21 protein-coding genes are annotated in these 25,985 nt (G+C 69.9%); 9 read left to right on the top strand and 12 right to left on the bottom strand.

Annotated elements, in window-relative coordinates; all coding sequences use genetic code 11:
• The 4 genes from ABTZ89_RS12755 to hutI all read left to right on the top strand — a co-directional run.
• Window positions 1–640, top strand: a 640-nt coding sequence (locus ABTZ89_RS12755) for a urocanase-related protein (RefSeq protein ID WP_502949540.1), incomplete at its 5' end; no start/stop codon positions are given.
• Between the two features lie 96 nt (window positions 641–736).
• Window positions 737–1,978, top strand: coding sequence for an allantoate amidohydrolase (locus ABTZ89_RS12750; RefSeq protein ID WP_351043664.1), 1,242 nt, complete (start codon window positions 737–739; stop codon window positions 1,976–1,978).
• Window positions 1,979–1,982: 4 nt separating this feature from the next.
• Window positions 1,983–3,296: a formimidoylglutamate deiminase gene (locus tag ABTZ89_RS12745; RefSeq protein WP_351043661.1), complete on the top strand. Its 1,314-nt coding sequence runs from the start codon at window positions 1,983–1,985 to the stop codon at window positions 3,294–3,296.
• A 33-nt stretch (window positions 3,297–3,329) separates the two neighbouring features.
• Window positions 3,330–4,487, top strand: coding sequence for an imidazolonepropionase (gene hutI / locus ABTZ89_RS12740; protein WP_270949078.1), 1,158 nt, complete (start codon window positions 3,330–3,332; stop codon window positions 4,485–4,487).
• A 6-nt stretch (window positions 4,488–4,493) separates the two neighbouring features.
• Here hutI and ABTZ89_RS12735 read toward each other — a convergent pair whose 3' ends face one another.
• A complete protein-coding gene (locus tag ABTZ89_RS12735) occupies window positions 4,494–5,345 on the bottom strand; it encodes a hypothetical protein (protein WP_351043657.1) in 852 nt (283 codons plus the stop codon).
• Complete coding sequence (locus tag ABTZ89_RS12730; protein ID WP_351043654.1) at window positions 5,342–6,985, bottom strand: hypothetical protein; 1,644 nt, start codon at window positions 6,983–6,985, stop codon at window positions 5,342–5,344. The genes ABTZ89_RS12735 and ABTZ89_RS12730 overlap by 4 nt, the downstream gene beginning before the upstream one ends.
• A gap of 174 nt (window positions 6,986–7,159) precedes the next feature.
• Between ABTZ89_RS12730 and ABTZ89_RS12725 the strand changes: the two genes are divergently transcribed.
• The 4 genes from ABTZ89_RS12725 to ABTZ89_RS12710 all read left to right on the top strand — a co-directional run bounded on the left by ABTZ89_RS12725 (window position 7,160) and on the right by ABTZ89_RS12710 (window position 10,052).
• Window positions 7,160–8,119 carry a zinc-binding dehydrogenase gene (locus ABTZ89_RS12725; RefSeq protein ID WP_351043651.1) on the top strand — a complete coding sequence of 320 codons (960 nt, stop codon included), beginning with the start codon at window positions 7,160–7,162 and terminating at the stop codon, window positions 8,117–8,119.
• 68 nt (window positions 8,120–8,187) lie between these two features.
• Window positions 8,188–8,550: a DoxX family protein gene (locus ABTZ89_RS12720; protein ID WP_351043648.1), complete on the top strand. Its 363-nt coding sequence runs from the start codon at window positions 8,188–8,190 to the stop codon at window positions 8,548–8,550.
• Between the two features lie 367 nt (window positions 8,551–8,917).
• Window positions 8,918–9,361, top strand: coding sequence for a GreA/GreB family elongation factor (locus ABTZ89_RS12715; protein WP_270949083.1), 444 nt, complete (start codon window positions 8,918–8,920; stop codon window positions 9,359–9,361).
• A gap of 10 nt (window positions 9,362–9,371) precedes the next feature.
• Window positions 9,372–10,052 (top strand): DUF1028 domain-containing protein, encoded by a 681-nt coding sequence (locus tag ABTZ89_RS12710; protein WP_351043646.1) that lies wholly within the window; start codon window positions 9,372–9,374, stop codon window positions 10,050–10,052.
• A gap of 1 nt (window position 10,053) precedes the next feature.
• Here the strand turns inward: ABTZ89_RS12710 and ABTZ89_RS12705 are convergent, their stop codons facing one another.
• From ABTZ89_RS12705 to ABTZ89_RS12680, 6 genes are all read right to left on the bottom strand, one after another.
• Entirely contained in the window at window positions 10,054–10,953 is a 900-nt protein-coding gene (locus ABTZ89_RS12705) for a LysR family transcriptional regulator (protein ID WP_351043643.1), read from the bottom strand.
• The gene (locus ABTZ89_RS12700) at window positions 10,950–12,137 is read right to left on the bottom strand and encodes a glycine C-acetyltransferase (protein WP_351043640.1); all 1,188 of its coding nucleotides are present in this window, start codon (window positions 12,135–12,137) and stop codon (window positions 10,950–10,952) included. The genes ABTZ89_RS12705 and ABTZ89_RS12700 overlap by 4 nt, the downstream gene beginning before the upstream one ends.
• Window positions 12,137–13,177 (bottom strand): L-threonine 3-dehydrogenase, encoded by a 1,041-nt coding sequence (gene tdh / locus ABTZ89_RS12695; RefSeq protein ID WP_270949087.1) that lies wholly within the window; start codon window positions 13,175–13,177, stop codon window positions 12,137–12,139. The genes ABTZ89_RS12700 and tdh overlap by 1 nt, the downstream gene beginning before the upstream one ends.
• A gap of 122 nt (window positions 13,178–13,299) precedes the next feature.
• On the bottom strand, window positions 13,300–13,785 hold the full coding sequence (locus tag ABTZ89_RS12690) for an LppA family lipoprotein (protein ID WP_351043637.1): 486 nt from the start codon (window positions 13,783–13,785) through the stop codon (window positions 13,300–13,302).
• 92 nt (window positions 13,786–13,877) lie between these two features.
• A complete protein-coding gene (locus tag ABTZ89_RS12685) occupies window positions 13,878–15,578 on the bottom strand; it encodes an alpha/beta hydrolase (RefSeq protein ID WP_351043634.1) in 1,701 nt (566 codons plus the stop codon).
• Window positions 15,578–15,874 (bottom strand): hypothetical protein, encoded by a 297-nt coding sequence (locus ABTZ89_RS12680; RefSeq protein ID WP_270949091.1) that lies wholly within the window; start codon window positions 15,872–15,874, stop codon window positions 15,578–15,580. Before ABTZ89_RS12680 ends, ABTZ89_RS12685 begins: the two co-directional genes overlap by 1 nt.
• A 207-nt stretch (window positions 15,875–16,081) precedes the next feature.
• Here ABTZ89_RS12680 and ABTZ89_RS12675 point away from each other — a divergent pair, with 207 nt between their 5' ends.
• Window positions 16,082–16,720 carry a hypothetical protein gene (locus ABTZ89_RS12675; protein ID WP_351043631.1) on the top strand — a complete coding sequence of 213 codons (639 nt, stop codon included), beginning with the start codon at window positions 16,082–16,084 and terminating at the stop codon, window positions 16,718–16,720.
• Window positions 16,721–16,733: 13 nt separating this feature from the next.
• Here the strand turns inward: ABTZ89_RS12675 and ABTZ89_RS12670 are convergent, their stop codons facing one another.
• From ABTZ89_RS12670 to ABTZ89_RS12655, 4 genes are all read right to left on the bottom strand, one after another.
• Complete coding sequence (locus ABTZ89_RS12670; protein WP_270949094.1) at window positions 16,734–17,285, bottom strand: dihydrofolate reductase family protein; 552 nt, start codon at window positions 17,283–17,285, stop codon at window positions 16,734–16,736.
• A gap of 255 nt (window positions 17,286–17,540) precedes the next feature.
• Window positions 17,541–17,717, bottom strand: coding sequence for a DUF6104 family protein (locus tag ABTZ89_RS12665; protein WP_270949096.1), 177 nt, complete (start codon window positions 17,715–17,717; stop codon window positions 17,541–17,543).
• Between the two features lie 172 nt (window positions 17,718–17,889).
• On the bottom strand, window positions 17,890–21,519 hold the full coding sequence (locus ABTZ89_RS12660) for a multifunctional oxoglutarate decarboxylase/oxoglutarate dehydrogenase thiamine pyrophosphate-binding subunit/dihydrolipoyllysine-residue succinyltransferase subunit (protein WP_502949541.1): 3,630 nt from the start codon (window positions 21,517–21,519) through the stop codon (window positions 17,890–17,892).
• Between the two features lie 452 nt (window positions 21,520–21,971).
• Complete coding sequence (locus ABTZ89_RS12655) at window positions 21,972–25,613, bottom strand: ABC transporter ATP-binding protein (RefSeq protein ID WP_351043623.1); 3,642 nt, start codon at window positions 25,611–25,613, stop codon at window positions 21,972–21,974.
• Window positions 25,614–25,985 lie beyond the last annotated feature (372 nt).

Genomic DNA, 25,985 nt, shown 5'->3' with positions numbered 1-25,985 from the left:
TTGCTCGGTCGGACAGCGGCGCCGTGTACTTCCTCTACTCCGCCGGGCAGGGCGGGCTGACCGGGATCTGGCAGATCCGGCCGACATCGCCGCGACCGACCGGGCGATCCTGGACCTGTTCGGCGAGGACGAGCACCTGGCCCGGTGGATCCGGCTGGCGGGGGAGAAGGTCTCGTTCCAGGGACTGCCCGCGCGGATCTGCTGGCTCGGCTACGGCGAGCGCGCTGCTGCTGGTGAGCGGTTCAACGAGATGGTGGCCTCCGGCGAGCTCAAGGCGCCGGTGGTGCTCGGCCGCGACCACCTGGACTGCGGATCGGTGGCCTCGCCGTACCGGGAGACCGAGGCGATGGCCGACACCTCGGACGCGGTGGCCGACTGGCCGCTGCTGAACGCGCTGGTCAACACGGCTTCCGGGGCGACGTGGGTGTCGCTGCACCACGGTGGCGGGGTCGGCATGGGGCGCTCGCTGCACGCCGGGCAGGTCACCGTCGCCGACGGCACCGAGCTGGCCGGGCGGAAGCTGGCGCGGGTGCTGACCAACGACCCCGGCATGGGGGTGATCCGCCACGTCGACGCGGGTTACCAGCGCGCCGAGCAGGTCGCGGCGGAGCGCGGCGTCCGCACGCCGCTGGTGACGTGATTTTCGGAGCAGGCATGCGTCGTTGCTGGTCAAGGACCGTGAGCACTTTGGGGTGCTATAGCGCCTCAAAGTACTCACGGGTCTCCACCTGCGGAAATGCACCGGTCAGCCTTAGGCGAGTGGGAAGGGGTCGTGGTGGTCACACCTGATGCGTTGTTGGCGGCGATCGACGGAGTCGGTGCTGATCGGAGGCGTGGCGGGTATTCGCGGCACGTCTTCGACGACGCCGAGCGGGAGCTGCGCGAGTGGTTCGTCGAGCAGGCCGAGGCCCGAGACCTGCGGGTGACGACCGATCGCAACGCCAACATCTGGGCGTGGTGGGGCGATCCGGGCGACGACGCGGTGGTCACCGGCAGCCACCTGGACTCGGTGCCCGGCGGCGGCGCCTTCGACGGACCGCTGGGCGTGGTCAGCTCGCTGAGCGCCGTGGATCTGCTGCGGGCGAAGGGTTTCCGCCCGCGGCGGCCGCTGGCGGTGGTGGTGTTCGCGGAGGAGGAGGGCGGCCGTTTCGGCGTGCCGTGCCTGGGTTCGCGGCTGCTGGCCGGGACCATCGACGCCGACCGCGCCCGCGCGCTGCGCGACCCGAGCGGCGTCACCTTCGCCGAGGCGATGAGCTCCTTCGGCGCGGACCCGTCCCTGGTGGGGCGGGACGAGGAGGCGCTGCGGCGCATCGGCCAGTTCGTCGAGCTGCACGTGGAGCAGGGGCGCGGGCTGATCGACCTGGACCGGTCGGTCGCGGTGGCCTCCTCGATCCTGGCGCACGGCCGGTGGCGGTTCCGGTTCAGCGGCCAGGGCAACCACGCTGGCGCGACGCTGCTGGCCGACCGGCGGGATCCGATGCTGCCCGCCGCGCAGCTGGTGGTGGAAGCGCGCCGGGCCGCCGGGGCGGTCGCCGACGGCCGGGCGACGGTCGGCAGGTTGGTGCCGACCCCGGGCGGCACCAACGTCATCGCGTCCACTGTGGACGTGTGGTTGGACGCGCGGTCGCCGCTGGACGCGGGAACCCGCTCCATGGTGGCGGATCTGACCGGCGCAGCCCAGGAGCTCGCCGCCGCCGAGGGCTGCCAGGTGGAGGTCGTCGAGGAGTCCTACGGCGACACCGTGCACTTCGACCCGGCGTTCCGCGACCAGCTCAGCGGCCTGCTGGGCGACGTTCCGGCGCTGGCCACGGGAGCCGGGCACGACGCGGGCGTCCTCGCCGCCGAGGTGCCGACCGCGATGCTGTTCGTGCGCAACCCGACCGGTATCAGCCACGCCCCGGAAGAGCACGCCGAAGCCGACGACTGCACCGAAGGCGCGCACGCGCTCGCGCGCGTCCTGGAACGCTTGGCGGGGTGAAGCCGTGACGACCTACTGGTGCGAATGGGCCTGGCTGCCGTCGGGCCCGCAGGCGGACGTGCGGTTCGACGTCGACGGCGGTCGGATCACCGCGGTGGCGGTCGGCGTTCCGGCCGGTGACGCCGAGCGGCTGCCGGGGATGGTGCTGCCCGGTCTCGCCAACGCCCACTCGCACGCCTTCCACCGCGCGCTGCGCGGCTGGCACACCGGTGCGCGCGGCACCTTCTGGACCTGGCGCGAGCAGATGTACCAGGTGGCGGAGGCGCTCGACCCGGACAGCTACTACCAGCTCGCGCGAGGCGTGTACGCGGAGATGGCGCTGGCCGGGATCACCTGCGTCGGCGAGTTCCACTACCTGCACCACGCGGAGAACGGCACCCGCTACGCCGATCCGAACGCGATGGGCGAGGCTTTGGTGCAGGCGGCGCGGGACGCGGGAATCCGGATCACGCTGCTGGACACCTGTTATCTGGCAGGCGGTTTCGGCCGCGAGCTGGAAGGTGTGCAGCTGCGGTTCTCCGATCGGGACGCGGCGGGCTGGGCAGCCCGGGTAGGAGAGTTCACTGTGGACGGTGACGGGATCCGCCTCGGCGCTGCGGTGCATTCGGTCCGCGCGGTGCCGAGCGAGCAGATCCCGGACGTCGTCGACTGGGCGCGTCGCAAGCCGCTGCACGTCCACCTGTCCGAGCAGCGCGCCGAGAACGATGCCTGCCTCGCCGCGCACGGCTGCACGCCGACGCAGCTGCTGGAATCGCGCGGCGCGCTCGGCCCGGACACCACCGCCGTCCACGCCACCCACCTCGCCGCCGACGACGTGGCGCTGCTGGGCGGCAGCGGGACCGGGGTCTGCTTGTGCCCGACGACGGAAGCGGACCTGGCCGACGGCATCGGTCCCGCCCCGGCGCTGCGGGCCGCCGGCAGCGGGCTGTCGATCGGCAGCGACGGGCACTCGGTGATCGACCCGTTCGCCGAAGTCCAGGCGATCGAGTCGTACCAGCGGCTGGACGCCGAAACCCGCGGCCACTTCAGCGCCGGAGAACTGCTCGACGCGGCAGCCGAATCCGGCCACCGGTCCCTCGGCTGGGCCGATGCCGGTCGGCTCGAAGTCGGAGCCCGCGCCGACTTCGTCGCCATCGACGTCGGTTCGACCCGCCTGGCGGGAACCGAGCCCGGGGCGGTCCCGGCCGTCGCGCGGGCCGACGACGTGCGCGAGGTGGTCGTGGACGGTCAACGCATCGTGCGCGACCGGGCGCACTGCGCGGTCGATGCGGCGCGGGAGCTCCGCGATTCCATCAACGACCTGCGCAAACCCCGATGAACAGCAAGTACTAGGAGCAAGGACCAGCAAGCGATGGCAACCACTGTTATTACTGGAATCGGCGAGCTGACCACGAACGACGACGAACTGGGCACGCTCACCGACGCCGCCCTGGTCCTCGACGGCGACCGCGTCGCCTGGGTCGGATCCGCATCGGACGCTCCGGACGCCGACGAGCGGGTCGACGTCGACGGCCGCGCGGTCCTGCCGGGCTGGGTCGACAGCCACAGCCACCTCGTGTTCGCCGGCGACCGCACCAGCGAGTTCGCCGCCCGCATGGACGGCAAGCCCTACCAGGCGGGCGGGATCGCGGTGACCGTCGGCGCCACCCGCGCCGCCACCGACGAGGAGCTGGCCGCGAACCTGCGCGCGCACCTCGACGAAGCCGCCGCGCAGGGCACCACCTGCATGGAGACCAAAACCGGCTACGGCCTGACGGTCGCCGACGAACTGCGCTCGGCGAAGGTCGCCGCCGAGGCCGACGAGGTGACCTTCCTCGGCGCGCACCTGGTGCCGCCGGGCGAGGACGCGGACAGCTACGTGGACCTGGTCTGCGGCGAGATGCTCGACGCGGTGGCCCCGCACGTGGGCTGGTGCGACGTCTTCTGCGAGCACGGCGCGTTCGACGAGGCCCAGTCCCGCCGGGTGCTGGAGGCGGCGAAGGCCCGCGGCCTCGGCCTCCGGGTGCACGGCAACCAGCTCCAGCAGGGCCCCGGCGTGAAGCTCGCCGTCGAGGTCGGCGCGGCGAGCGTTGACCACTGCACCTACCTGAACGAGTCCGATGTGGACGCGCTGGCCGGTTCCGACACGGTCGCGACGCTGCTGCCGGCGTGCGACCTCTCGACCCGCCAGCCGCTCCCGGACGCCCGAGCGCTGCTCGACGCTGGTGCGACGGTGGCCCTGGCCGCCAACTGCAACCCCGGCTCGTCCTACACCTCGTCGATGGCCTTCTGCGTGACCACGGCGGTCCTGCAGATGCGCATGACCATCGACGAAGCGATCCGCGCGGCAACCCTCGGCGGAGCGAAGGCCCTGCGCCGCAACACCGGCGAAGGAGCGGTCGGCGTCCTGCGCGAAGGCGCCCGCGCCGACGTGCACGTCCTCAACGCGCCCAGCACGACCTGGCTCGCCTACCGCCCGGGCGTCCCGCTCACCCAGGCGGTCTGGCGCAAGGGCAACCGGGTGCGGTGATCCGGGTCAGCACGGGCGCTTCCGCAGCAGGCCCTTGGGCGTTGGTGGACTGGCGAGCAGGGGCCAGCAGGCCAGGGTGAGGAACACGAGCACGGCCAGCGGCGGGCCGAGGGTGCGGTCGACCTGCGCCCAGCCCAGTGCGGAGTCGTCCAGGTGCACCTGGTTCGCGACCACCGGGATCCGCCACCAGGCCAGCGAAAGCACGTAAACCACCTGGCTCACCACGCCGAGCGCCAGTGCGACCCTCGCGCTGCGAACTCGCAGCGCGAGGTCCACTGCGCGGTCGGCGCTGAACGATCGCGTCGTGGACACCCGCAGCACCACCGCGACGGCGAGCAGAACCGCTGCGGTCGCCACCAGCGGCGCGACGGTCGGGATCGGGCGTTGCGCGATACCGGGGTTCGAGGTGTTGGTGCTGGCCAGCGCGGACGTTGCGAGGTCCTCCGCGGGCAGGTCGATGATCCCGACGACGATCGTGGTCAGCAGCGCGACGCCGTACAGCACGGCACCCCATCGCGGGATGAGCGAGAACAGCGGGTGCCGCACGGGTGGTGCGTGCTTGCTGGTCGGGAGTGCCAGCAGCTCGGCGATTGCTGCGGCGAACAGCAGTGCTGCTGGGAACGAGGTCATCCCGTCCCGGTCGCCCCCGGTCATCAGCACGGAGACGCCGGCCATTCCGGTGAGCAGGAACGGGTAGCAGATCCACCGCAGTCGCCGGTAGTGCAGCGCCATGGTGATCTGGGTGTCCGACGGTTCGGGCACGCCCCACTTGACCAGGAGCTTGCGTCCGCGCTCGGGGTTCGACCAGAGCACGGCGACGACGGCTTGGGCGACCAGGAAGTAGATCAGCAGGTTCACGTCGTTTCCGCCCGTCCGTGGAGAAATCCCTTGGGAGACCGAGGTTTCGCGATCAGGGGCCAGGAGATCAGGGTGGCGAGGATGAACGGTGTCAGCAGCGTTCCGCTGGCGTAGTTGAGCTGGCGTGCCCAGTCCATTGTGGAGTCATCTATCACCATCTGGACGCGCAAGGCGATCGCCGGGATCCACCACCAGGCCAGCGGAAGCACGTACACCGCTTGGCTCACCAAGGCGAGCGCGAGCGCGACCCGTGCGCTTCGGGTTCGCAGCGCGAGGTCCACCGCGGGGTCGGCGCTGAAGGACCGTGTTGTGGAGAACCGCAGCACCACCGCGAGGGCCAGCAGGATTACCGCGGTCGCCACCAGCAGGAAGCTGATCGAAGTGATCGGTTCGCGGCCTTCTGGAGGGCGGGTCAGCGCGGACCTCGCGAGGTCCGCCGCGGACAGGTCGACGATCCCGAGGACGATCGTGGTCAGCAGCGCGATGCCGTACAGCACGGCGCCCCATCGCGGGATGAGCGAGAACAGCGGGTGCCGAACAGGTGGTGCGTGCTTGCTGGTCGGGAGTGCCAGCAGCTCGCTGATGGCTGCGGACAGCAGCAGCGCCGCCGGGATCGAGAGGATCTCGTAGCTTTCGAGCTGGACCACCCAGTCGGTGACCAGAGCCGCTGCGGCGATCAAGAACGGGTAGCACGCCCATCGCAGCCGCCGGTAGTGCAGGGCCGTCTTGACCTGGGGTTCCGACGGTTCGGGCACGCCCCACTTGACCAGGAGCTTGCGGCCGCGCTGGGTGTCGGTCCAGAACCGGCCCCTGCGGTTGGGTGGACTGGCGAGCATCGGCCAGCAGGCCAGCGTGCCGTACAGGAGTACGACCAGTGGAAGGGTGGCGATGCCGTCGACCTGGTGCGCCCAGTCCACTGCGGAGTCGTTCGGTGGTGAACCCCATTTGCCGGCGATCGCCGGGATTCGCCAATAAGCCAGCGGGAGCGCGTAGAACACTTGGCTCACCGCGCCGAGCGCCAGTGCGACCCTCGCGCTCCGGACGCGCAGTGCGCGGTCCACTTCGGAATCCGCGCTGAACGATCGCGTCGCGGACATCCGCAGCACCACGGCGACGGCCAGCAGGACCACCGCGGTCGCCACCAGCGGGACGACGAACGGCACGTGCTGCGCGAACGGGCTGTCCTCGCCGGTGGCGATGTTGTCGGCCAGCATGGACGTCGCGTACTGCGCCACGGACAGATCGACGAATCCGAGGACGATCGTGGTCAGCACCGTAATGCCGTAGAACGCCACGCCCCACTTCGGGACGAGCGAGAACAAAGGGTGCCGCACGGGCGGCGCGTGCCGGCTCGTCGGGAGTGCCAGCAGCTCGGCGATCGCTGCGGAGAGCAGCAGTGCCACCGGGATCGAGAGGCTCGAGTAGTCGTCGTCCCCGAACGCCCAGTCGGTGACCAGAGCTGTGCCGGCGAGCAGGAACGGGTAGCACGCCCATCGCAGCCGGCGGTAGTGCAGGGCCGTCTTGACCTGGGGTTCCGAGGGTTCGGGCACGCCCCACTTGACCAGGAGCTTGCGGCCGCGCTGGGTGTCGGTCCAGAACACGGCGACGACGGCCAGCACGGCGAGGGCCGCGAGCAGCATCCGCAAAACATCTCCGAACGTCCGTGGTTACGGCGTGCAGCGTAGTGATCAACTCGAACCCGCGATGGCGGTTCGCGACATCCCGTCTCCGCAACGGTCATCTTCGGTGGACGCTTGACCTCTAGTTAAGTCGAGATTGAAAGGTGGTTCCACCTGCTAGGGAAGGAACTGGGAATGCGAGCGGTAGAGGTGACGAGGTTCGGTGGGCCGGAAGTGCTGGCAGCGGTCGACGCCGCCGATCCGGTGCCGGGTCCCGGGCAGGTGGTGGTGCGGATGTCCGCGGTGGACGTCATCTTCCTCGACGCGCAGCTGCGCAGCGGGTGGGGACGGGAGTTCTTCGGGCTGAAGCCCCCGTACGTGCCCGGTGATGGGGTGGCCGGCGAGGTCGTCTCCGCCGGGGCGGACGTCGACGAGTCCTGGCTGGGGCGGACAGTCGTCGCCAGCGCTGGGCGGGGCACCTACGCCGAGCTGGTCGCCGTGGACGAAGCAGCACTGATCCCGGTGCCGGACGGCCTGACCGCGCAACAGGCGGTTTCGCTCCTGCACGACGGGACGACGGCGATGTGGCTGTTCGAAGCCGCCCGCATCCAGTCCGGCGAACAGGTCCTGATCACGACGGCGGCCGGGGGAGCGGGCTCGCTGCTGGTGCAGTTGGCGTTCGCCGCCGGTGCCCGGGTCGTCGGTTTGGCGCGGGGCGAGGCGAAGCTGGGGCTGGTGCGATCGTTCGGGGCGGACGCGGTGGACTACACCGCCCCCGACTGGCTCGACCAGGTGCGCGAGCTGACCGGTGGGGTGGACGTCGTCCTCGACGGCGCCGGTGGCCGGACTGGCAGCGCGGTGATCGGTGTCGTCAACGACCGCGCCCGGATCTTCGCCTACGGAGCCCCCGGTGGTGAGTTCGCCGAGTTCGACCAGGCGGAGGTGCGGCGGCGCGAGTTGGAAGTGACCGGGTTGCTCGACGTGCAGCCGGGGGAGGCGGAGAAGCGAGAGCTGGCCGCGCGCGCTTTGTCAGCGGCCGTGGCCGGCCGGTTCGAGTCGACCATCGGCCGGACGTTCCCGCTGGCCCGCGCGGCTGAGGCGCACGCCGCGGTCGAAGCCCGCACCGCTCCGGGCCGAACCCTGCTGCTCGGGTGACATCCGGGTGTTGGACGCGGCGCGGCGACGCGTCAAGCTGTGCGGAGCAACTGCGGAGGAGGAGTTCCGTGCACGCAGCTCACCTGGTCGTCGCGTCCGTCACGATCCTGCTCAACGCCGGCATCGCGGCCGCCGACTTCGCCCGGGCGAAGTTCGTCCTCGCCAACTCGGCGGCCGTGCAGGTGCCGCAGTCGTGGTTGCCGAAGCTCGGCGCGCTCAAAGCCGCTGGCGCGCTCGGGCTCCTGATCGGCCTGCTGGGCATCCGGTTCATCGGCATCGCCGCAGCCGTCGGGCTCGTCCTGTTCTACATCGGCGCGATCATCGCCCACGTGCGCGCCCGGCAGTACCGCACGATCGTCGGGCCCGGTCTCTTCCTGGCGTTCGCCGTCGCCACGCTGGTCCTCGACCTCGCGTCGTGCCCGCGCGCGTAAGCACACTCCCGCCCGCAACTTGATGGAGATAACGGACAAATTCGATCAAGTTTTTGTTCGTTCCGGACAACAGCTGTGACTCGTGGCTCGGCCATCCTCGGTCTGGAACGCCGGTGTCGAAACACGGGAGGGCTGGTCATGGTCTGCGTAACCGCGCACGTCCGCTGTGATCGGCGCGTACCCGGTGACCTCCGGCCGATGCGATGCAGCTGCTCGCGGCGAGGGAAATCCACAGCCCGCTGAGCGCCCGCCGATTTCGGCCCCAGGGAGAACGCGCACCGGCCGCCAGATCGGCCGAAGAGGCATCCCCGCGCACCCGAACGTTGCGAGTCGAACGCGTCCGAACCGATCGAAACACGAGGTAACCATGACCACTGCTCAACCCCGCTGGCTGACCAGGGAAGCGCACGACCGGCTGCGCGCCGAGCTCGACGACCTGCTCGCCCGCCGCGCCGAGGGCAGTGGCGACGAGGCCGACCCGCTGACCGAGGAGGGGCAGCGGCGCGCCCGGATCCGCGAGATCCAGGAGCTGCTGCGGAACGCGGTGGTCGGTGAAACCCCGCCGGACGACGGCGTCGCCGAGCCCGGCATGGTCCTCACCGTCCGCTTCGACGACGGCGAGACCGAGACGTTCCTGCTCGGCGCGCGCGACGGTGCCGATGACGACCTCGACGTCTACTCGCCGGAATCGCCCCTCGGCGCCGCGCTGACCGGAGCCCGCCAGGGCGAAACGCGGACCTACGACGTCCCCAACGGCGGAACGGCCGAGGTGACGCTCGTGCGCGCGGTGCCCCACGGGCAGCACCGCTGAGCGGTTCGGCGTGTACGCGGGCACGTTCTCGATCGTTGCCCACGACGTGGCCGCCGGCTGCGCGGGTGTCGCGATCAGCACCTGCATGCCGGCGATCGGGTCGTTGGCCGTGCACGCGCGCGCCGATTCCGGAGCCGTCGCGACCCAGGCGCTGATCAACCCGCTGCTCGGGATCGACGGCCTGGAACTGCTCCGGACCCACTCGGCCGAGGAGGCGCTGGGCAAGCTCCTCGCTTCGGACCCGGGCGCGGAGTCCCGCCAGGTGATCGTCGTGGACCGGTGTGGTCGCGCTGCGGCCCACACCGGTCCGGAAACGCATCCGTGGCGCGGCCACCGCGTCGGGCCGGGGTACGCCGTCGCCGGGAACATGCTGGTGGACGCGCGGACGGTGGACGCCATGGCCGAGCGTTTCGAGGCCACCGCGGGCGAACCGCTGCACGAACGGCTGCTCGCTTCGCTCGAAGCGGGCCAGCGGGCAGGCGGGGACCGGCGCGGGAAGCAGAGCGCCGCGCTGCACGTGAACAACGGCGCGCCGTACCCGTACCTCGACCTGCGGGTCGACGACCACCCCGAACCGGTCGCCGAGCTGCGCCGGATCCACGAGGTCGCGAAGGCGGAGATGCTGCCGTTCGTGGCGGCCCTCCCGACCAGGGAGAACCCGCGGGGCAGGTTCGACGAGCTGCTCGGCTGACTCACCCCGCGCCGGGGTGCTCCAGCAGGGCGTCGAGCACCACGCGCACCAGCGGGTGCTCGTCTCGTCCACATTGGACAGCTGCGAAAACCCGCCGGGTGGGCGCCTTTCCGGCCACCGGACGCGAGATCGCGCCGAGATCGCCGGAGATCGCCGTGCGCGGCACCAGCGCCACCCCGGTGCCCGCCGCCACCAGCGCCTCGACGGCGTGGAAGTCGTCCGAGGTGTGCGTGATGTCCGGGACGAAACCGGCGTTCTCGCAGCACACCTGGGCCACCGCCCGGCACGGGTTGCCCGGCAGCGGCGCGATCCACTCCGCCTCGCGCAGCTCGCCCAACGCCACCTCGGGCGCGTCCGCGAGCGCGTGATCGCGGGGGAGCACCACGTCGAACGGCTCGGTGTAGAGCGGGAAGCGGGTCACCCGGCGCGCGTCGGCCTGCAACGTGGAGGTGTACTCCATCGAGATCGCGATGTCGATCTCCCCGGCCAGCAACATCATCAGGCTGTTGTGCGCCTCGGCGTCGCGCACCAGCACCCGGACGTCCGGTGCGCGACCGCGCAACGCCACGATCGCCGGGGCCACCACCTGCGTGATGGCCGATGCGAACGACGCCACCTCGACGGTGCCGACCGTGCCCTCCGCGCAGGCCGCCAGGCTCGCCTCCGCCCGCTCCAGCTCGGCCAGCACCGCCTTGGCGTGCTCCACCAGCAGCTCGCCGGCGGCGGTCAACCGGACCCGCCGCCCCTGGCGCACCAGCAGCGGCTGCCCGACCTCGTTCTCCAGCGCGGTGAGCTGCTGCGACACCGCCGACGGAGTCAGGTACAGGCGCTCCGCCGCCGCGCGCACCGTGCCGTGGTCGGCGAGCGCGCGGAGGATCAGCAGCCGCCGCGGGTCAATCACCCTTCGATGCTAGCCATCCCGGCGCGGGCCGCGACGAACGCCGCAACCGCCCGCTCCACGTCCGCGGCGGAGTGCGCCGCCGACATCTGAGTGCGGATGCGGGCCTTGCCCTTGGGCACCACCGGGTAGGAGAACCCGATCACGTACACGCCCTCGGCCAGCAGCAGATCCGCCATCCGGGCCGCCTCGGCGGCGTCTCCGATCATCACCGGGATGATCGGGTGCTCGCCGGGCAGCAGGTCGAAGCCCTCCTCGGTCATCCGCCGCCGGAACAGCTCGCTGTTGTCCCGCAGCCGCTGCCGCAGCTCCGGCTTCGAGGCCACCAGGTCCAGCGCGGCCAGCGAAGCCGCCACGATCGACGGGGCCAGCGAGTTCGAGAACAGGTACGGCCGGGACCGCTGCCGCAGCAGCTCCACGATCTCCGCCCGCCCGGACACGTAACCGCCGCTCGCGCCGCCCAGCGCCTTGCCCAGCGTGCCGGTCACGACGTCGACCTTGTCGGTCACCCCGAACAGCTCCGGCGTGCCCGCACCGCTCGGACCGGTGAAGCCGACCGCGTGCGAGTCGTCGACCACGACCAGCGCCTGGTACTCCTCGGCGAGCGCGCAGATCTCGTCCAGCGGCGCCAGGTAGCCGTCCATGGAGAACACGCCGTCGGTGACGATCAGCTTGCGCCGCGCGTCGGAGTTCTCCCGCAGCAACCGCTCCAGATCGGCCATGTCCCGGTTGCGGTAGCGGCCGCGGCGGGCCTTGCACAGCCGGATGCCGTCGATGATGCTCGCGTGGTTGAGCTCGTCGGAGATCACCACGTCGCGGTCGTCGAGCAGCGTCTCGAACAGCCCGCCGTTGGCGTCGAAGCACGAGCTGTACAGGATCGTGTCATCGGTGCCCAGGAACTGCGAGAGCCGCTTCTCCAGCTCCTTGTGCGGGGCCTGCGTGCCGCAGATGAACCGCACCGACGCCATCCCGAAACCCCACTTGGCCAGCGCCTGCTCGGCGGCGGCCAGCAGCGCGGGGTGGTCGGCCAGCCCGAGGTAGTTGTTCGCGCAGAAGTTCAGCACCTCCGCGTCGGCGACGCCCACCCGGGCGCTCTGCGGCGACTCCAGGACCCGCTCGTCCTTGTACAGGCCCGCGGCGCGGATCTCATCCAGTTCGGCGCGCAGTCCGTCGGCGATCGTGTACATCAGGCGGAACCCTCCGCTGTCCAGTCGAGGATGATCTTGCCGCAGCGACCGCTGCGGGCCGTCTCGAACGCTTCGGCGTGCTCGGTGTACGGGAAGCGGTGCGTGATCACGGGCGACAGGTCCAGCCCGGACTCCAGCAGCACCGACATCGAGTACCAGGTCTCGAACATCTCGCGCCCGTAGATGCCCTTGACGGTGAGCATCTTCAGCACCACGGCGCTCCAGTCCACCGAGAACTCCTCGGCGGGCAGCCCGAGCATCGCGATCCGGCCGCCGTGCGACATGTTCGCCACGGTCTCCCGCAGCGCCGCGGGCTGCCCGGACACCTCCATCGCGACGTCGAAGCCCTCGCTCATGTCCAGCTGCTGCTGCGCGTCGGCGAGCCGCGTCTTGGACACGTCCACCGCCAGATCGACGCCGATCCGCCGCGCCAGCTCCAGCCGGTGCTCGCTGACATCGGTGATCACCACGTGCCGCGCGCCCGCGTGCTTGGCCACGCCGGCGGCCATCAGCCCGATCGGCCCGGCACCGGTGATCAGCACGTCCTCGCCGACGACCGGGAAGCTCAGCGCGGTGTGCACGGCGTTGCCGAACGGGTCGAAGATCGCGGCCACGTCCGGGTCGATCTCGCTGCGGTGCACCCACACGTTCTGCTCGGGCAGCACCGCGAACTCGGCGAAAGCCCCGTTGTGGTGCACGCCGAGCCCCTTGGTGTGCGCGCACAGGTGCCGGCGCCCGGCCAGGCAGTTCCGGCACTTCCCGCACACGATGTGGCCCTCGCCGCTGACGAAGTCACCCACCGAGGCCCGGGTGACGGCACTGCCGGTCGCCACGACCTCCCCGGCGAACTCGTGCCCGACCACCAGCGGTGTCGGCACGGTCCGGGCGGCCCACTCGTCCCACGACGCGATGTGCAGGTCGGTCCCGCAGATCCCGGTGCGCAGCACGCGCACCACCACGTCGTTCGGGCCCGGGGTCGGGTCCGGGACCTCGGCCAGCTCCAGGCCGGGCGCGGGCGAGGTCTTCACCAGTGCGCGCACGGTTCCTCCGCTCTCGATGTCTGCATCGAAACGGAGTCTGGCCCGACCGGCCCCAACCGTCCATCGCGAAGTTCTGCACTGCCTGGTAAGCCCCACTGCACAGCAACCAGATCGAGTGACCCCTACCGCCCGGTCGAAGCGATCCGGTCCTTCACCGCCTGCGGCAGGTGGCAACTGGTAGTGCCGTTGAGAACTGTGTTCTTCGCGGTACCTAGTTTGTACGTCGCGCCGTACTGGTCAAAGCCGACGACCTGGTGATCCGAGGGGCGACTGACGATGGTCCGCACGGGGCCGAACCCGTATTCGCGGGAAACGTCCTCAGCGATCTGCTGCGCACGTGGCCATTGGTCATCCGGAAGGTTGCCGTTGGCACTCCAGAGACCCAGCGTCTGGCTCGCGCCGTCCGACCTGTACGCAGGAAATTCAGGACATCCGGAGCTGCGGAGATCATCGTCCTGAACCCATTGAAGTGATGGGAATTCAGCGGTCAACGCATCGCGCATCCGCCCCAGCATCTCCAGGTAGCGAGCGCTGGCCTCCTCCATGCTGGGCCGACGCAGCAATTCTTCGCGCTGCTCCGCCTCGTTGCCTTCGAAGCTGGAAGTCACCGGTGTCCCCCCGCATGAGACTGCAGAAAACGCGACGATTGCGATCAGTGCCATACGTTTCAAGTGCGACGCCCTTGTTGGTGATCGAAAGCTCATCCCTTTGCTCCCACGGTTCGCTCAGGGACTCCGGCGACCACGACGCTGACGTTGTACTGGCTGGTTGTTCCGCGATCCAGGTAGCCAGTGCCGCCACCGGTGCCGTGTCCTACCGACCGGGCAAGCTCTTGGCCGTCTGGCGAGACGGATTCGTGCGTAGAGAGATTGTCGACGCCGGGCATGTTCGATGGATCAGAGCCGAATCTGCCAAAATCGGCTACCGGATCCCCGTCTGATTCCAAGTTGTACAAGTGTCCCTCTGGGGTGTTGATCTGAGAATGATGTGATGCGCCCATCCCTGGTGATCCCATGACGACGGCATCGTCCACGTTCACGTTCTCCCGCTGCAAGGCATACCCGGTAGTCGTTGATCCGTACGAATGGCCCAGCGCGACAAGATGCGGATCGTCTTGCCGAGATGCGTTGATTCCACGGTAGAAGTCGGCCAGGTCTTCAGCGCCGCGCTTGGCTGCACTGGCAGATGCGACGGAATGGCTTGGATCGGGGATCTCCTCCAGCTGCGGCGCTTCGTACCCAATCCAGGTCACAGCGGCGACTGCGCCGCCATCGCCGTACTGTCTTGATTGGAGCTGTGCATCGGCCCGCAATTGCTCAATTGCGCGGTCGTAATCCGTCAAGCTGCCCTTCTCCACAGCGCTTTCCAGGCCCGGGGTGAAGACCGCTACGTGCTTGGCCGTGTCCACGTCGCCGGTCGCTACTGCTGCTTTCATGCGTTCGCCGGAGCTGTCCATGACCAGGAGCTGGCGCTGATCTCGTTCTGGGCCCAGGACTTTCTCGATCTCGTCCAGGGACTTCAGCTTGGCATCGACTCGATCGAGCTCTGCCTGGTCGAGTGATTTGTTGAACCTGCCGCCGGGCCCGGGGTACGGCTTGTCCATCTTCGCCCGCAGCTGAGCTGCTTGGGCTTGGAGCATCACGCGCTCGTCGTCGAGGCGGTTGACGTTGGCCGTGTGTCGGATCGTGGCCGGGATGCCGTCCATGTTGCCCAGCCACGGTGGTGGTGCCTCTGCCATTGCCGCTCGCGTTTCGGCGGGCAGGGATTCCCACCAGCGGGCGTTGTCGGCCGGAGTCCCCGGCGGCGGCGGTTCGACGGTCTCGGCGAGGCCGTGCGCGTCTCCGAGGGCCGCGGCGTCCGCGAGAGAGCCGCCCTCCCCGGTTTCCATCAGGTTCAGGTCCGCGTCCCGCAGCACCTTGGTCAGCTCGGCGTCCGCGTCGTCGGCCTGGGCGAGCAGGCGTTCGACGCGGTCCACCAGGTCGGGCCGGACCTGCTGGATCCGGTAGCGGTCCTCCTCGTCGAGCCGGCTGCCGGGGCCGCCGACCACCACGTGCTCCAGGTCTTCGATCCGGCCGTCGTCGCAGATGCGGAAGCGGTAGGAACTCGCCAGGGAGTCGGCCTCGGCCAGCTGCCGCTGCACCGCCTGGACCTCGTCCACGTTCTCGATGAGGGCTCGGCGCACTGCCGCCACCTCGACCACGAGCTCTCGTAGCTTCTCGCCGAGGTCGCGATGCCGGTCCTCGGCGGCTTTGGCCGCCTCGCCCTGCCACTCCGCTGGTTTGCCGGACGTGGCGAGTTCGTCGTCCAGCCGCACCAGGCGGTCTTCTTCCCGCTTCAGGTCGTCGATCGCTTCGTCGAGCAGGGCCGGCTTCCACTGGCGGATGTTCGCGATGGTCGTCATCACGCACCACCCGCAGCGTTGATGTCCGACGCAGCCCCCTGATCCGTCGCCTCGTACGTGGCAGCGCTCCGGGCCAGTGCTTCGGCGTGCGTTGTGCCGGATTGGCACCACCGCTTCACGCTGTCCATCCAGCTGCGGCTGGTGCTCGTTGCGGCCGCGGCTGCCGTTGAGCCGGGCAACGCCTGGCTGATCTTTTCCCCCACCGCGCCGAGCTTCGATTCCCGGGCTTGTTCAACCGCTGAGAGCGTTGCGTCCGAAGCCTTCCGAAGATCCCCGATCAGAACCTGATAGGTCATTTGTCCTCCCCGAGCGGGGGACCATACCAACGCTCGACGCCCAGTTCGCCCGTTTCGGAGGGCAAGTCGCGCTAATGCCCGAGCGGACTTCGCCACTGCATCGCGATCCGGAGATGTGCGAGGGGAACCTGCCTGCGGGCTTGACCTCTTCCTTGGTGGAGGTTTGAGGGTGGTTGGGGAGCATTCGTCGATCATGTGGAGGCTGCGATGAGCTCTGACCGCATCGTGCTGCCGGAGATCACCCGGAGCGATGTCGGCACCGTGTTGGTGAGTCCTTGGATCGTCGGCACGCCGCAGCGGCAGCGCGACGCGGTGGACGCCACCATCTCGGAGTGGAAGGTGGCGCCCTGGCCGGCAGCGTTCCTGTCGTTGAACTGCTTCGTGAGCTTGGACGGCGAGGCGGTGCTGAACTACGCGCAGTGGACCGATGACGACGCGCACCGCGAGTTCGTGCGCACCTACCGGCCGACGCTGGTGCGCGGGATCGACGAAGCTGTTCCGGGCATCGAGCGGCCTGGCCTGGTCAGGTACCGCCTGCGCGGCAGCGTCGTCGCCGAGGACCGGCCGCGCGGTGAGGTCGTCGCGGTGTTCGTCTCGGGCAGCGACGGGTTCGAGCATGCGAGTCGGCTGGTGGCCGACGCGCAGGCCCGGATCGGAACTCCGCCCGATCTGCCGCCTGGCCTGCGCGCGGCCCACTTCCACATCAGCGCCGACGGCACCCGGGTCCTGATCTACGAGGAGTGGTCGGACGAGGCCGCCGCGGCCAGCAGTCCCCACCACGACGTGCACGGGACCACGGGCAACCTCTACCGCCTGCGCCGCAGCCTCACCCGCCACCAGCGCTGACCGTCGCGCGGGGTCAGGCGGGCCGGTAGACCAGCAGGACGTTGCCGGAGCGGAAGGTCGTGGTCCGCCACAGCTCGAGCTGGACCTGCCCGCTGAGCGTCGAGAACGCGGAGACGCCTTCGCCGAGGAGGACCGGGAACACGATCACCCGCAGCTCGTCCACCAGGCCGAGCTCGAGCAGGCTCGCGGTCAGCTGCACGCTGCCGAACAGCGCGATCTCCTTGCCCGGCTGCTGCTTGAGGTCCTTGATCGTCCCGGCGATGTCGTCGCGGCGGACCAGCGTGGTGTTGTTCCAGTCGGCCCGCTCCAAGGTGTCGGACACCGCGAGCTTGGGGACGCCGTTCATGAAGTCGATGATCTCGGGGTCGCCCTCGGTGGCGTTCGGCCAGTGCGCGGCCATGTGCTCGTAGGTCTCGCGCCCGAACACCAGCGCGTCGAGGTAGGCGTCCTGCCGGTTGGAGAAGTCGAAGAACTCCTCGTCGACGTGGGGGAAGTCGAACTCCCCGCTGGTGCGCTTGTAGTAGCCGTCGAGGCTGATGCCGGTGAACGAGATGAGCTTGCGCATGGAAAGCGGTCTCCCTGTCGTGCAGCGTCGTTCGGCGACCCCGCCCTGCGGAGCCGGGCAGAAAACTGATTGCAAAGTGCAATCGCTCGGAGGCTAGCAGTGTCCGATAGCGGAGTGCAATCGGTTCTGCGAACGTGCCGCGATCAGGAGGCAGCGCGGAAAGCGCTGCGGGGCAGGCGCGATCGGGAGCGGAACGAGCCCCGCCGCCCACTCGCGTGGTCAGGTCGGGGCTCTTCCGGCAGCGGCTTGCGCCCGTTACTCGTCGTCGGCGTCGTCCCGGGCGAGGAATGTGGCCAGGCGTTCCGTGGCGTCCTCGAAGTCCGGGTTCTGGTCGACGAAGGCGCGCATCCGGTCGGCCACCCAGGACAGGGTGACCGAGTCGTCACCGCGACGGTCCTCAAGCTCCTCGATGCCGCGGTCGGTGAAGTACACCGCTTCCTCCTTGGGGGTTTTCGCTTTCTGGCGCGTGGAATCAGCGCGACCAGAACAGCAGGGTACGAAACGTCCCGAGGGGGCTGCGAAGCGGAACCTCATCATCGCCCCGAAGTGCGAAAACGGGCCGCCGGTTCCAGGTGGAACCGACGGCCCGCTCCAGCCGATCAGATCAGGCGAACGCGTTGCGCACGATCTCGGCCTGCTCGACCTCGTGGACCTTGGCCATACCGGTGGCCGGGGCGGCCATCGGACGACGCGAGACCCGCTTGAGCTTGCCGACCAGCTGCGGGAACAGCTCCGGCAGCGCCAGGCCCAGGAACGGCCAGGCACCCTGGTTGGCGGGCTCCTCCTGGGTCCAGCGGACCTCGGTGGCGTTCGGGTAGCGCTCCAGCAGCGCGCCCAGCTTCCGGTGCGGCAGCGGGTAGAGCTGCTCGAGCCGGACCACCGCCGTGTCGGTGATGCCCTCCTTCTCGCGGTGCGCGGCCAGCTCGTAGTAGAGCTTGCCGGTGCACATCACGATCTTGCGGACGTCGGCCGGGTTCGGCTGCGCCGGGTCGTCGATCACCGAGGTGAACTTGCCCTCGGTGAAGTCCTCGACCGGGCTGGTCGCGGCCTTCAGGCGGAGCATCGACTTCGGCGTGAACACCACCAGCGGACGCTGGATGCCGTCCAGCGCGTGGCGCCGCAGCAGGTGGAAGTAGTTCGCCGGGGTCGACGGCATCGCGACCGTCATCGAACCCTCGGCGCACAGCTGCAGCCAGCGCTCGATGCGACCCGAGGTGTGGTCCGGGCCCTGGCCCTCGTGGCCGTGCGGCAGCAGCATGACCACGTCGGAGCGCTGGCCCCACTTGGCCTCACCGGACGAGATGAACTCGTCGATGACCGACTGGGCACCGTTGAAGAAGTCGCCGAACTGCGCCTCCCACAGCACCAGCGCCTCGGAGTTGGCCACCGAGTAGCCGTACTCGAAGCCCAGCGCCGCGTACTCCGACAGCGCCGAGTCGTACACCAGGAACTTCGCCTGGTCGTCCGACAGGTTCTGCAGCGGCGTGTACTCGCTGTTGGTCTTGCGGTCGATCAGCACCGAGTGGCGCTGGCCGAACGTGCCGCGGCGGCTGTCCTGACCGGTCAGGCGGACCCCGCGGCCCTCCATCACCAGCGAACCGAACGCCAGCAGCTCGCCGAACGCCCAGTCGATGCCGCCCTCGCGACCCATCTTGGCGCGGCGCTCGAGCACCGGCTTGACCCGCGGGTGCGGGGTGAAGCCCTCGGGCAGGTTGATCTGCGCCTCGGCGATGCGCTCCAAGGTCTCCTTGGAGATCTTGGTCGCCAGACCGCGCGGCACCTGCTGCTCGGACTCCACCGACGGGCTCGGCGCCGGCGGGTGCTTCTCCAGCTCGCGGACCTCGTTGAACACGTGCTCCAGCTGGGCCGCGTAGTCCTTCAGCGCCTTCTCGGCCTCTTCGACGGTCATGTCGCCGCGGCCGATCAGGGATTCGGTGTAGACCTTGCGGACGCTGCGCATCTTGTCGATGGCGTCGTACATCTTCGGCTGGGTCATGGACGGGTCGTCGCCCTCGTTGTGACCGCGGCGCCGGTAGCAGACCATGTCGATCACGACGTCCTTGCCGAACGCCTGGCGGTACTCCACGGCCAGCTTCGCGACCCAGACGCAGGCCTCGGGGTCGTCGCCGTTGACGTGGAACACCGGCGCACCGATCATCTTCGCCACGTCGGTGCAGTACTTGCTGGAGCGGGAGTGCTCCGGCGCAGTGGTGTAGCCGACCTGGTTGTTGACGATCACGTGCACCGTGCCGCCGGTGCGGTAGCCCCGCAGCAGCGACAGGTTCAGCGTCTCGGCCACCACGCCCTGACCGGCGAAGGCGGCGTCGCCGTGCAGCAGCACCGGCAGGACGGTGAAGCCCTCCTGGCCCTTGTCCAGGATGTCCTGCTTGGCGCGGACGATGCCCTCCAGCACCGGGTCCACGGCCTCCAGGTGCGACGGGTTCGAGGTCAGCGACACCTTGGTCTCGCCGTCGCCGAACATCCGGAAGTACTTGCCCTCGGCACCCAGGTGGTACTTGACGTCACCGGAGCCGTGCGCCTGACCCGGGTCCAGGTTGCCCTCGAACTCCCGGAAGATCTGCGAGATCGGCTTGCCGACGATGTTGGCCAGCACGTTGAGCCGACCGCGGTGCGGCATGCCGATGACGACCTCGTCGAGGTCGTGCGCCGCGGAGGTGTCGAGCACCGCGTCCAGCAGCGGCACGACGGTCTCCGCGCCCTCCAGCGAGAAGCGCTTCTGGCCGACGTACTTGGTCTGCAGGAAGGTCTCGAACGCCTCGGCCGCGTTGAGCTTCGACAGGATGTACTTCTGCTCGGTCGGGTCCGGCTTGGTGTGCTTCTTCTCGACCCGCTGCTGCAGCCACTCGCGCTCGTCCGGCTCGAGGATGTGCATGTACTCCACGCCGACGGTGCGGCAGTAGGAGTCGCGCAGCACGCCCAGCACGTCGCGCAGCGGCATGTGCTCCTTGCCGGCGAACCCGCCGACGGCGAACTCCCGGTCCAGGTCCCACAGCGTCAGGCTGTGCGACAGGACGTCGAGGTCCTCGTGCCGCCGCTGCCGGTAGTTCAGCGGGTCGATGTCGGCCATCAGGTGACCGCGGGTGCGGTAGGCGTCGATCAGCTCGAGCACCCGGGCGGTCTTGTCGACCGCGCCCTCCGGGATGTCCTTCGTCCAGCGCACCGGCTCGTACGGGATGCGCAGCGAGGCGAAGATGTCGTCGAAGAAGCCGTCCTCGCCCAGCAGCAGCTGGTGGACGCGGCGCAGGAAGTCGCCGGACTCGGCGCCCTGGATGACCCTGTGGTCGTAGGTCGAGGTCAGCGTCACGATCTTGCTGACGCCCATGTCGACCAGGGTCTTCTCGCTGGCGCCCTGGAACTCGGCCGGGTAGTCCATCGCCCCGACGCCGATGATCGCGCTCTGGCCCTTGGTCAGCCGCGGCACCGAGTGGTTGGTGCCGGACGGGCCCGGGTTGGTCAGCGAGATGGTGGTGCCGGCGAAGTCGTCCGCGGTCAGCGCGTTGGCGCGGGCCTTGCGGATGATGTCCTCGTAGGCCTGCCAGAACTGGTAGAACGTCATGTCCTCGCAGCCCTTGATGGAGGCGACCACGAGGTTGCGGGAACCGTCCTTGCCCGGCAGGTCGATCGCCAGGCCCAGGTTGACGTGCTCCGGCGTGACGGCCGCGGGCTTGCCCTTGGCGTCCTCGCCGTAGTGGCGGTTCATGTTCGGGAAGTCCCGGACCGCACGGACCAGCGCGTAGCCGATCAGGTGCGTGAACGAGATCTTGCCGCCCTTGTTCCGCTTCAGGTGGTTGTTGATGACGATGCGGTTGTCGAACAGCAGCTTCGCCGGGACCGCGCGCACGCTGGTGGCCGTCGGCACGGTCAGCGACTGGTCCATGTTCTTGGCGATCGCAGCCGCGGCACCGCGCAGCGTCTTGACCTCTTCACCGGCCTGCGGTGGCTTGACCGGGGCGGCCTTGGCGGCCTGCTGCGGGGAAGGCTTGGGGGCGGCGACGGGCTTGTTCGCCGCCGGGGCGGCGGTCGCGGTGGGCGGCGGGACCTGACCGTTGGTCTCGCCGACGCGCGTCGCCGTCGCGGTGGTGGTCGGGGCCGCTGCAGCAGCGGCCGCAGCAGCGGTGTTGTCGGTGGCTGCCTGGCCCGGCTTGTAGTCGGCGAAGAATTCGTGCCACGCCGAGTCTACGGAAGTGGGATCTTGGAGGTACTGCTCGTACATCTCCTCGATCAACCACTCGTTGGGGCCGAACTGTGACGCAGGGCTGCTGGACACGGCTGGCGTTCGCCTCGATCCATATGCTCGTGATTTACAGACACACTCGGGTACCAGGCTAGCGGTCCGATTCGCGAGGTTGGCACACAGGACGGCCGTTCGGCTGACGAGCTCGGTCACAAAATCGATCAGGAAAGCCCAGCTTGCGCCGGGATCGACCCGGTTCGGCTCGCGCGAACGATCAACGGCCGCACCCTGGCTGCCTCACTTGCGGTTCAGCGTCGCTTGCTAGTACTCCATCTGGGTTGTCGCCCACAACCAGTATGACGTTTCAACGACACGCTGTGTTCCCGGGCCGTGACCTGCTCTCCCGAATCCCAGACAGCGTGAAACCACCCGTCTCACCAGCACTGATGCGTCATCTCGCAGTGTTCACCCGACTGCGGAGCGTGTCCGGTTCAGGCGATGTTGGAGGTTTGGGCGCTGGGGTCCGCTGCGTGCCAGAGGCGGGTGTAGTGACCGCCTTCGGCGAGAAGCCGCGCGTGGGAGCCCTGCTCGACGATGCGGCCGTCGTCGACGACCACGATGCGGTCCGCGCGGGCCGCCGTCGCCAAGCGGTGCGCGACGACGAACGTGGTGCGCTGCGCGGCGAGCTGGTCGCTGGCCGCGATCACCATCGACTCGGTGGCCGGGTCCAGCGCCGCGGTCGCCTCGTCGAGCAGCAGGACGTCGGGATCGACCAGCTCCGCGCGCGCCAGCGCGACCAGCTGCCGCTGACCGGCGGACAGCCCCCGGCCGCGCTCGCCGACCTGCTGGCGGAACCCGCTGTTCAGCATCGCGATCCCCGGCAGCGCGCCGACGGCCCGCGCCGCGCCCTCCACCTCGACCGGCTCGGCGTCCGGCCGCGCGTAGGCGATGTTGTCCGCGACGTCGCCGGTGAACAGGTGCCCCTCCTGCGGCACCACCGCCAGCCGCTGGTGGAACGCCGCCAGGTCGTAGTGGCGGACGTCCACCCCGTCGACCAGCACCGCGCCGTCGGTGACGTCGTAGAACCGGGCGATCAGCTTGATCAGCGTCGACTTGCCCGCGCCGGTGGCGCCGACCAGCGCGACGGTCTCGCCGGGGCGCACCCGCAGCGACACGTCGCGCAGCGCGTACTGCTCGGTGCCCGGGTAGCGGAACGACACCGACCGCAGCTCGACCTCGCCGCTGAAGCGCTCGGGCACCGGCGCCGGGTCGTCCGGCGCGGGCACCGAGGTCGGCGTGCGCAGCAGGTCACCGATGCGCCGCAACCCGACCATCGCCTGCTGGTAGCCGTCGAAGACGCCGGACAGCTGCTGCACCGGTGAGAAGAACAACCCGAGGTAGAGCAGGAACGCGACCAGCACACCAGCCGTCAGGTCGCCGGAAGCGACCCGCGCGGCGCCGACGCCGAGCACCGCGGCCTGGGCGATCTCGGACAGCAGCGCGACGAACGGGAAGTAGGTGGCGATGTAGCGCTGGGCCCGCAGCCGCGACCGGCGGTAGGCGTCGCTGCGCTGCGCGAACACCTTCGCCGCGTGCCCCTCGCGCCGGTGCGCCTGCGCCACGCGCATGCCCGAGACGTTCTCCTGCAAGTCGGCGTTGACCGTGCTGACCCGCTCCCGCGCTTCGGCGTAGGCGATCGAGGAGACCCGGCGGAAGATCGCCGTCGCCACCAGCAGCACCGGAAGCACGGCCATCGCGACCAGCGCCAGCGACGCGTCGGTGATCAGCAGCGCGCCCGCGATGCCGAACAGGGTGAGCACGCTGACCACGAACGTCGCCAGACCGGTCTGCAGGAACGTCGACAGGGCGTCGACGTCGGTGGTCATCCGGGTCATGATCCGGCCGGCCAGCTCGCGCTCGTAGTAGTCCAGGCCGAGCCGCTGCAGGTGCGCGAAGCTGCGCAACCGCAGCAGGTAGAGCAGGGTTTCACCGGTCCGGGCGGTGACCACGGTCTGCAGCTTGACCACCAGCCAGCCGAAACCGACGATCACCGCGGCCACGCCGGTCGCCCACCACAGGACGTCGGCGTTCCCGGTGCCGACACCGCCGTCGACGCCCTGGCGCACCAGAGACGGCAGGGTGACCGAGGTCAGCGCGTCGCCGGCGACCAGCAGCACGGTCAGCAGCAGGCCCCAGCGGATCGGCCGCAGCAGCCGGGACAGCTTGAAGTCGGGGTCGGGCGCGGTCGGGTCTTCGCCGCGCAGGTCCGGTTCGTCGGTCGTCGGCGGCAGCTTCCGGATGCCCTCGACCAGCTCCGGAGTCGGCGGCATCGACGTGCCGGCCATGCCGCGCGACCCCGCCATCGGAGCGGCGGCGACGGGTTCGGGCTCCTCCGGCTCCGGCCACAGCTCGGGGGTGATGTCGGAGTCGCTCGGGGCGAGGGCGCTGCGGCGGTTGTCGATGGACTCGCCGGGCCCGGCCAGCAGCGACCGGAACAGCTCGCAGCGCTGCGACAGCTCCTCCTCGGTGCCGACGTCGACCACCCGGCCCTCGTCGAGCACGGCGATCCGGTCGGCCAGCGCGAGCGTCGAGCGGCGGTGCGCGATCAGCAGCGTCGTGCGCTGGGCGGTCACCGAGCGCAGGGTGTCGTGGATCGCCGCTTCGGTCGCCGGGTCGACGGCCGACGTGGCGTCGTCGAGCACCAGGATCCGCGGGTTCGACAGCAGCGCCCGCGCGAGCGCCACCCGCTGGCGCTGCCCGCCGGAGAGGGTGAGACCGCGCTCGCCGACCTCGGTGTCGTAGCCCTGGGGGAGCGAGGTGATGAACTCGTGCGCCTCGGCGGCCTCGGCCGCTGCGATCACGTCGGCTTCCGAGGCGTCCGGACGGCCGTAGGCGATGTTGCCGCGGATGGTGTCGGAGAACAGGAACGCCTCCTCGAACACCACGCCCACCGCGCTGCGCAGCGAGTCCAACCGCAGGTCGCGGATGTCGTGCGCGGCCGCGCCGTCGGCGGCGGGCCGGATCGAGACGCCGCCCGAGTGCACGTCGTAGAAGCGCGGCAGCAGCAGCGAAACCGTCGACTTGCCCGAGCCCGCCGGGCCCACCAGCGCCACCGTCTCACCCGGTCGGACCTGCAGCGATGCCTCCGACAGCACCGGCTGGTCGCGGGTGTAGCCGAAGGTCACGTCGTCGAACCGGACCTCCAGCGGGCCCTCCGGCAGCCGCACCGCGTCCGGCTTCTCCTGCACCTCCGGCTGCGAGTCGATCAGCTCGTTGATCCGCTCGGCGCCGGCGCGCGCCAGCTGCGCCTGGATCACCACGCTGGACAACATCCGGGCCGGCCCGGACAGCATCGCCACGTACCCGGCGAAGGCCACGAACGTGCCCAGGCTCACCTGCTCGTTCAGCACCATCCAGCCGCCGAGGCCCAGCACCCCGACCTGTCCGGCCGAGGGCAGCGCGGCCAGGCTCGCCGCCGGCGTGGACGTCATGCGCGCGGCGCGCAGCCGCTCGCCGAACAACCGCCGCGCACGGGTCCGCAGCCGCCCGACCTCGCGCTCCTCCTGCCCGAAGCCCTTGACCACCCGAACACCGGTGACGGTTTCCTCGACGTGCTGGGCGATGTCGGCGGCGCGCTGCTGCGCCGACCAGGTCGCCGGGAACAACCGCTTCTTGCTGCGCGCGGTGACCACCGCGATCAGCGGCGCGATGACCAGCGAAACCACGGTGAGCAGCGGTGACAGCCACAGCATGGCGATGATCGCGAACAGCGCCAGCACCGCGGTCCCGGCCGCCAGCGGCAGCATCGCCAGCAGCGAGTTCACCAGCTGCAGGTCGCTGATCGACCGCGACACCACCTGCCCGGTGCGCAACGCGTCCTGCTTGCCGCCGTCCAGCCGCTGCATCGCGCCGAACACCGCGCGGCGCAAGTCGTGCTGCACGTCCAGCGCCAACCGACCCGCGCTGTAGCGGCGCACGAACGCCGCGCCGAAGCGGAACACGCCGAGCACCAGCAGCGCGACCACGATCAACCACAGCTGGTCGGTGGTGCGCGCGACGGCGTCGTCCACCGCCACCTTGGTCAGCAGCGGAACCAGCGCCTCCAACCCGACCGCTGTGACGGACGCACCCATCGCCAAGGAGAGGGCGACAGGGTGCCGTCGACAAGCGGCGAAGAGGCGACGGATCCAACCACCAGATGACGCGGGATTGCCGGAGTCGCTCACCTAGCCAGACTAGGACGCACCACCGACCCTGCACCGCGCCCGAACCTCCGGTGTGACCCCGCCAACCGGCGGATCAAGTGCTCGGATCCTCGTTTTGGTCTTTGTCTTTGAAACGCCGGAGGCGTTTAGCTCACCTTCGGCGCTTGCGCCGCCGCGGGTTCTCAGCGTTCGCCTGGCGAGGACGGCCCCAGCGCTGTGTATTGGTCATACATGAGTCTGGGATCCCGCAGCTCAGACGGCGTCTGAGGTTCCGCTACCCGCACCGCCACGCAAAAGGAG

The sequence above is a fragment of the Saccharopolyspora sp. NPDC002686 genome (assembly GCF_040295745.1).
GTDB classification, from domain to species: Bacteria; Actinomycetota; Actinomycetes; order Mycobacteriales; family Pseudonocardiaceae; genus Saccharopolyspora; species Saccharopolyspora oryzae.
The sequence above is the reverse complement of the archived record's forward strand: the minus strand, read 5'-3'. Positions and strand labels throughout refer to the sequence as shown.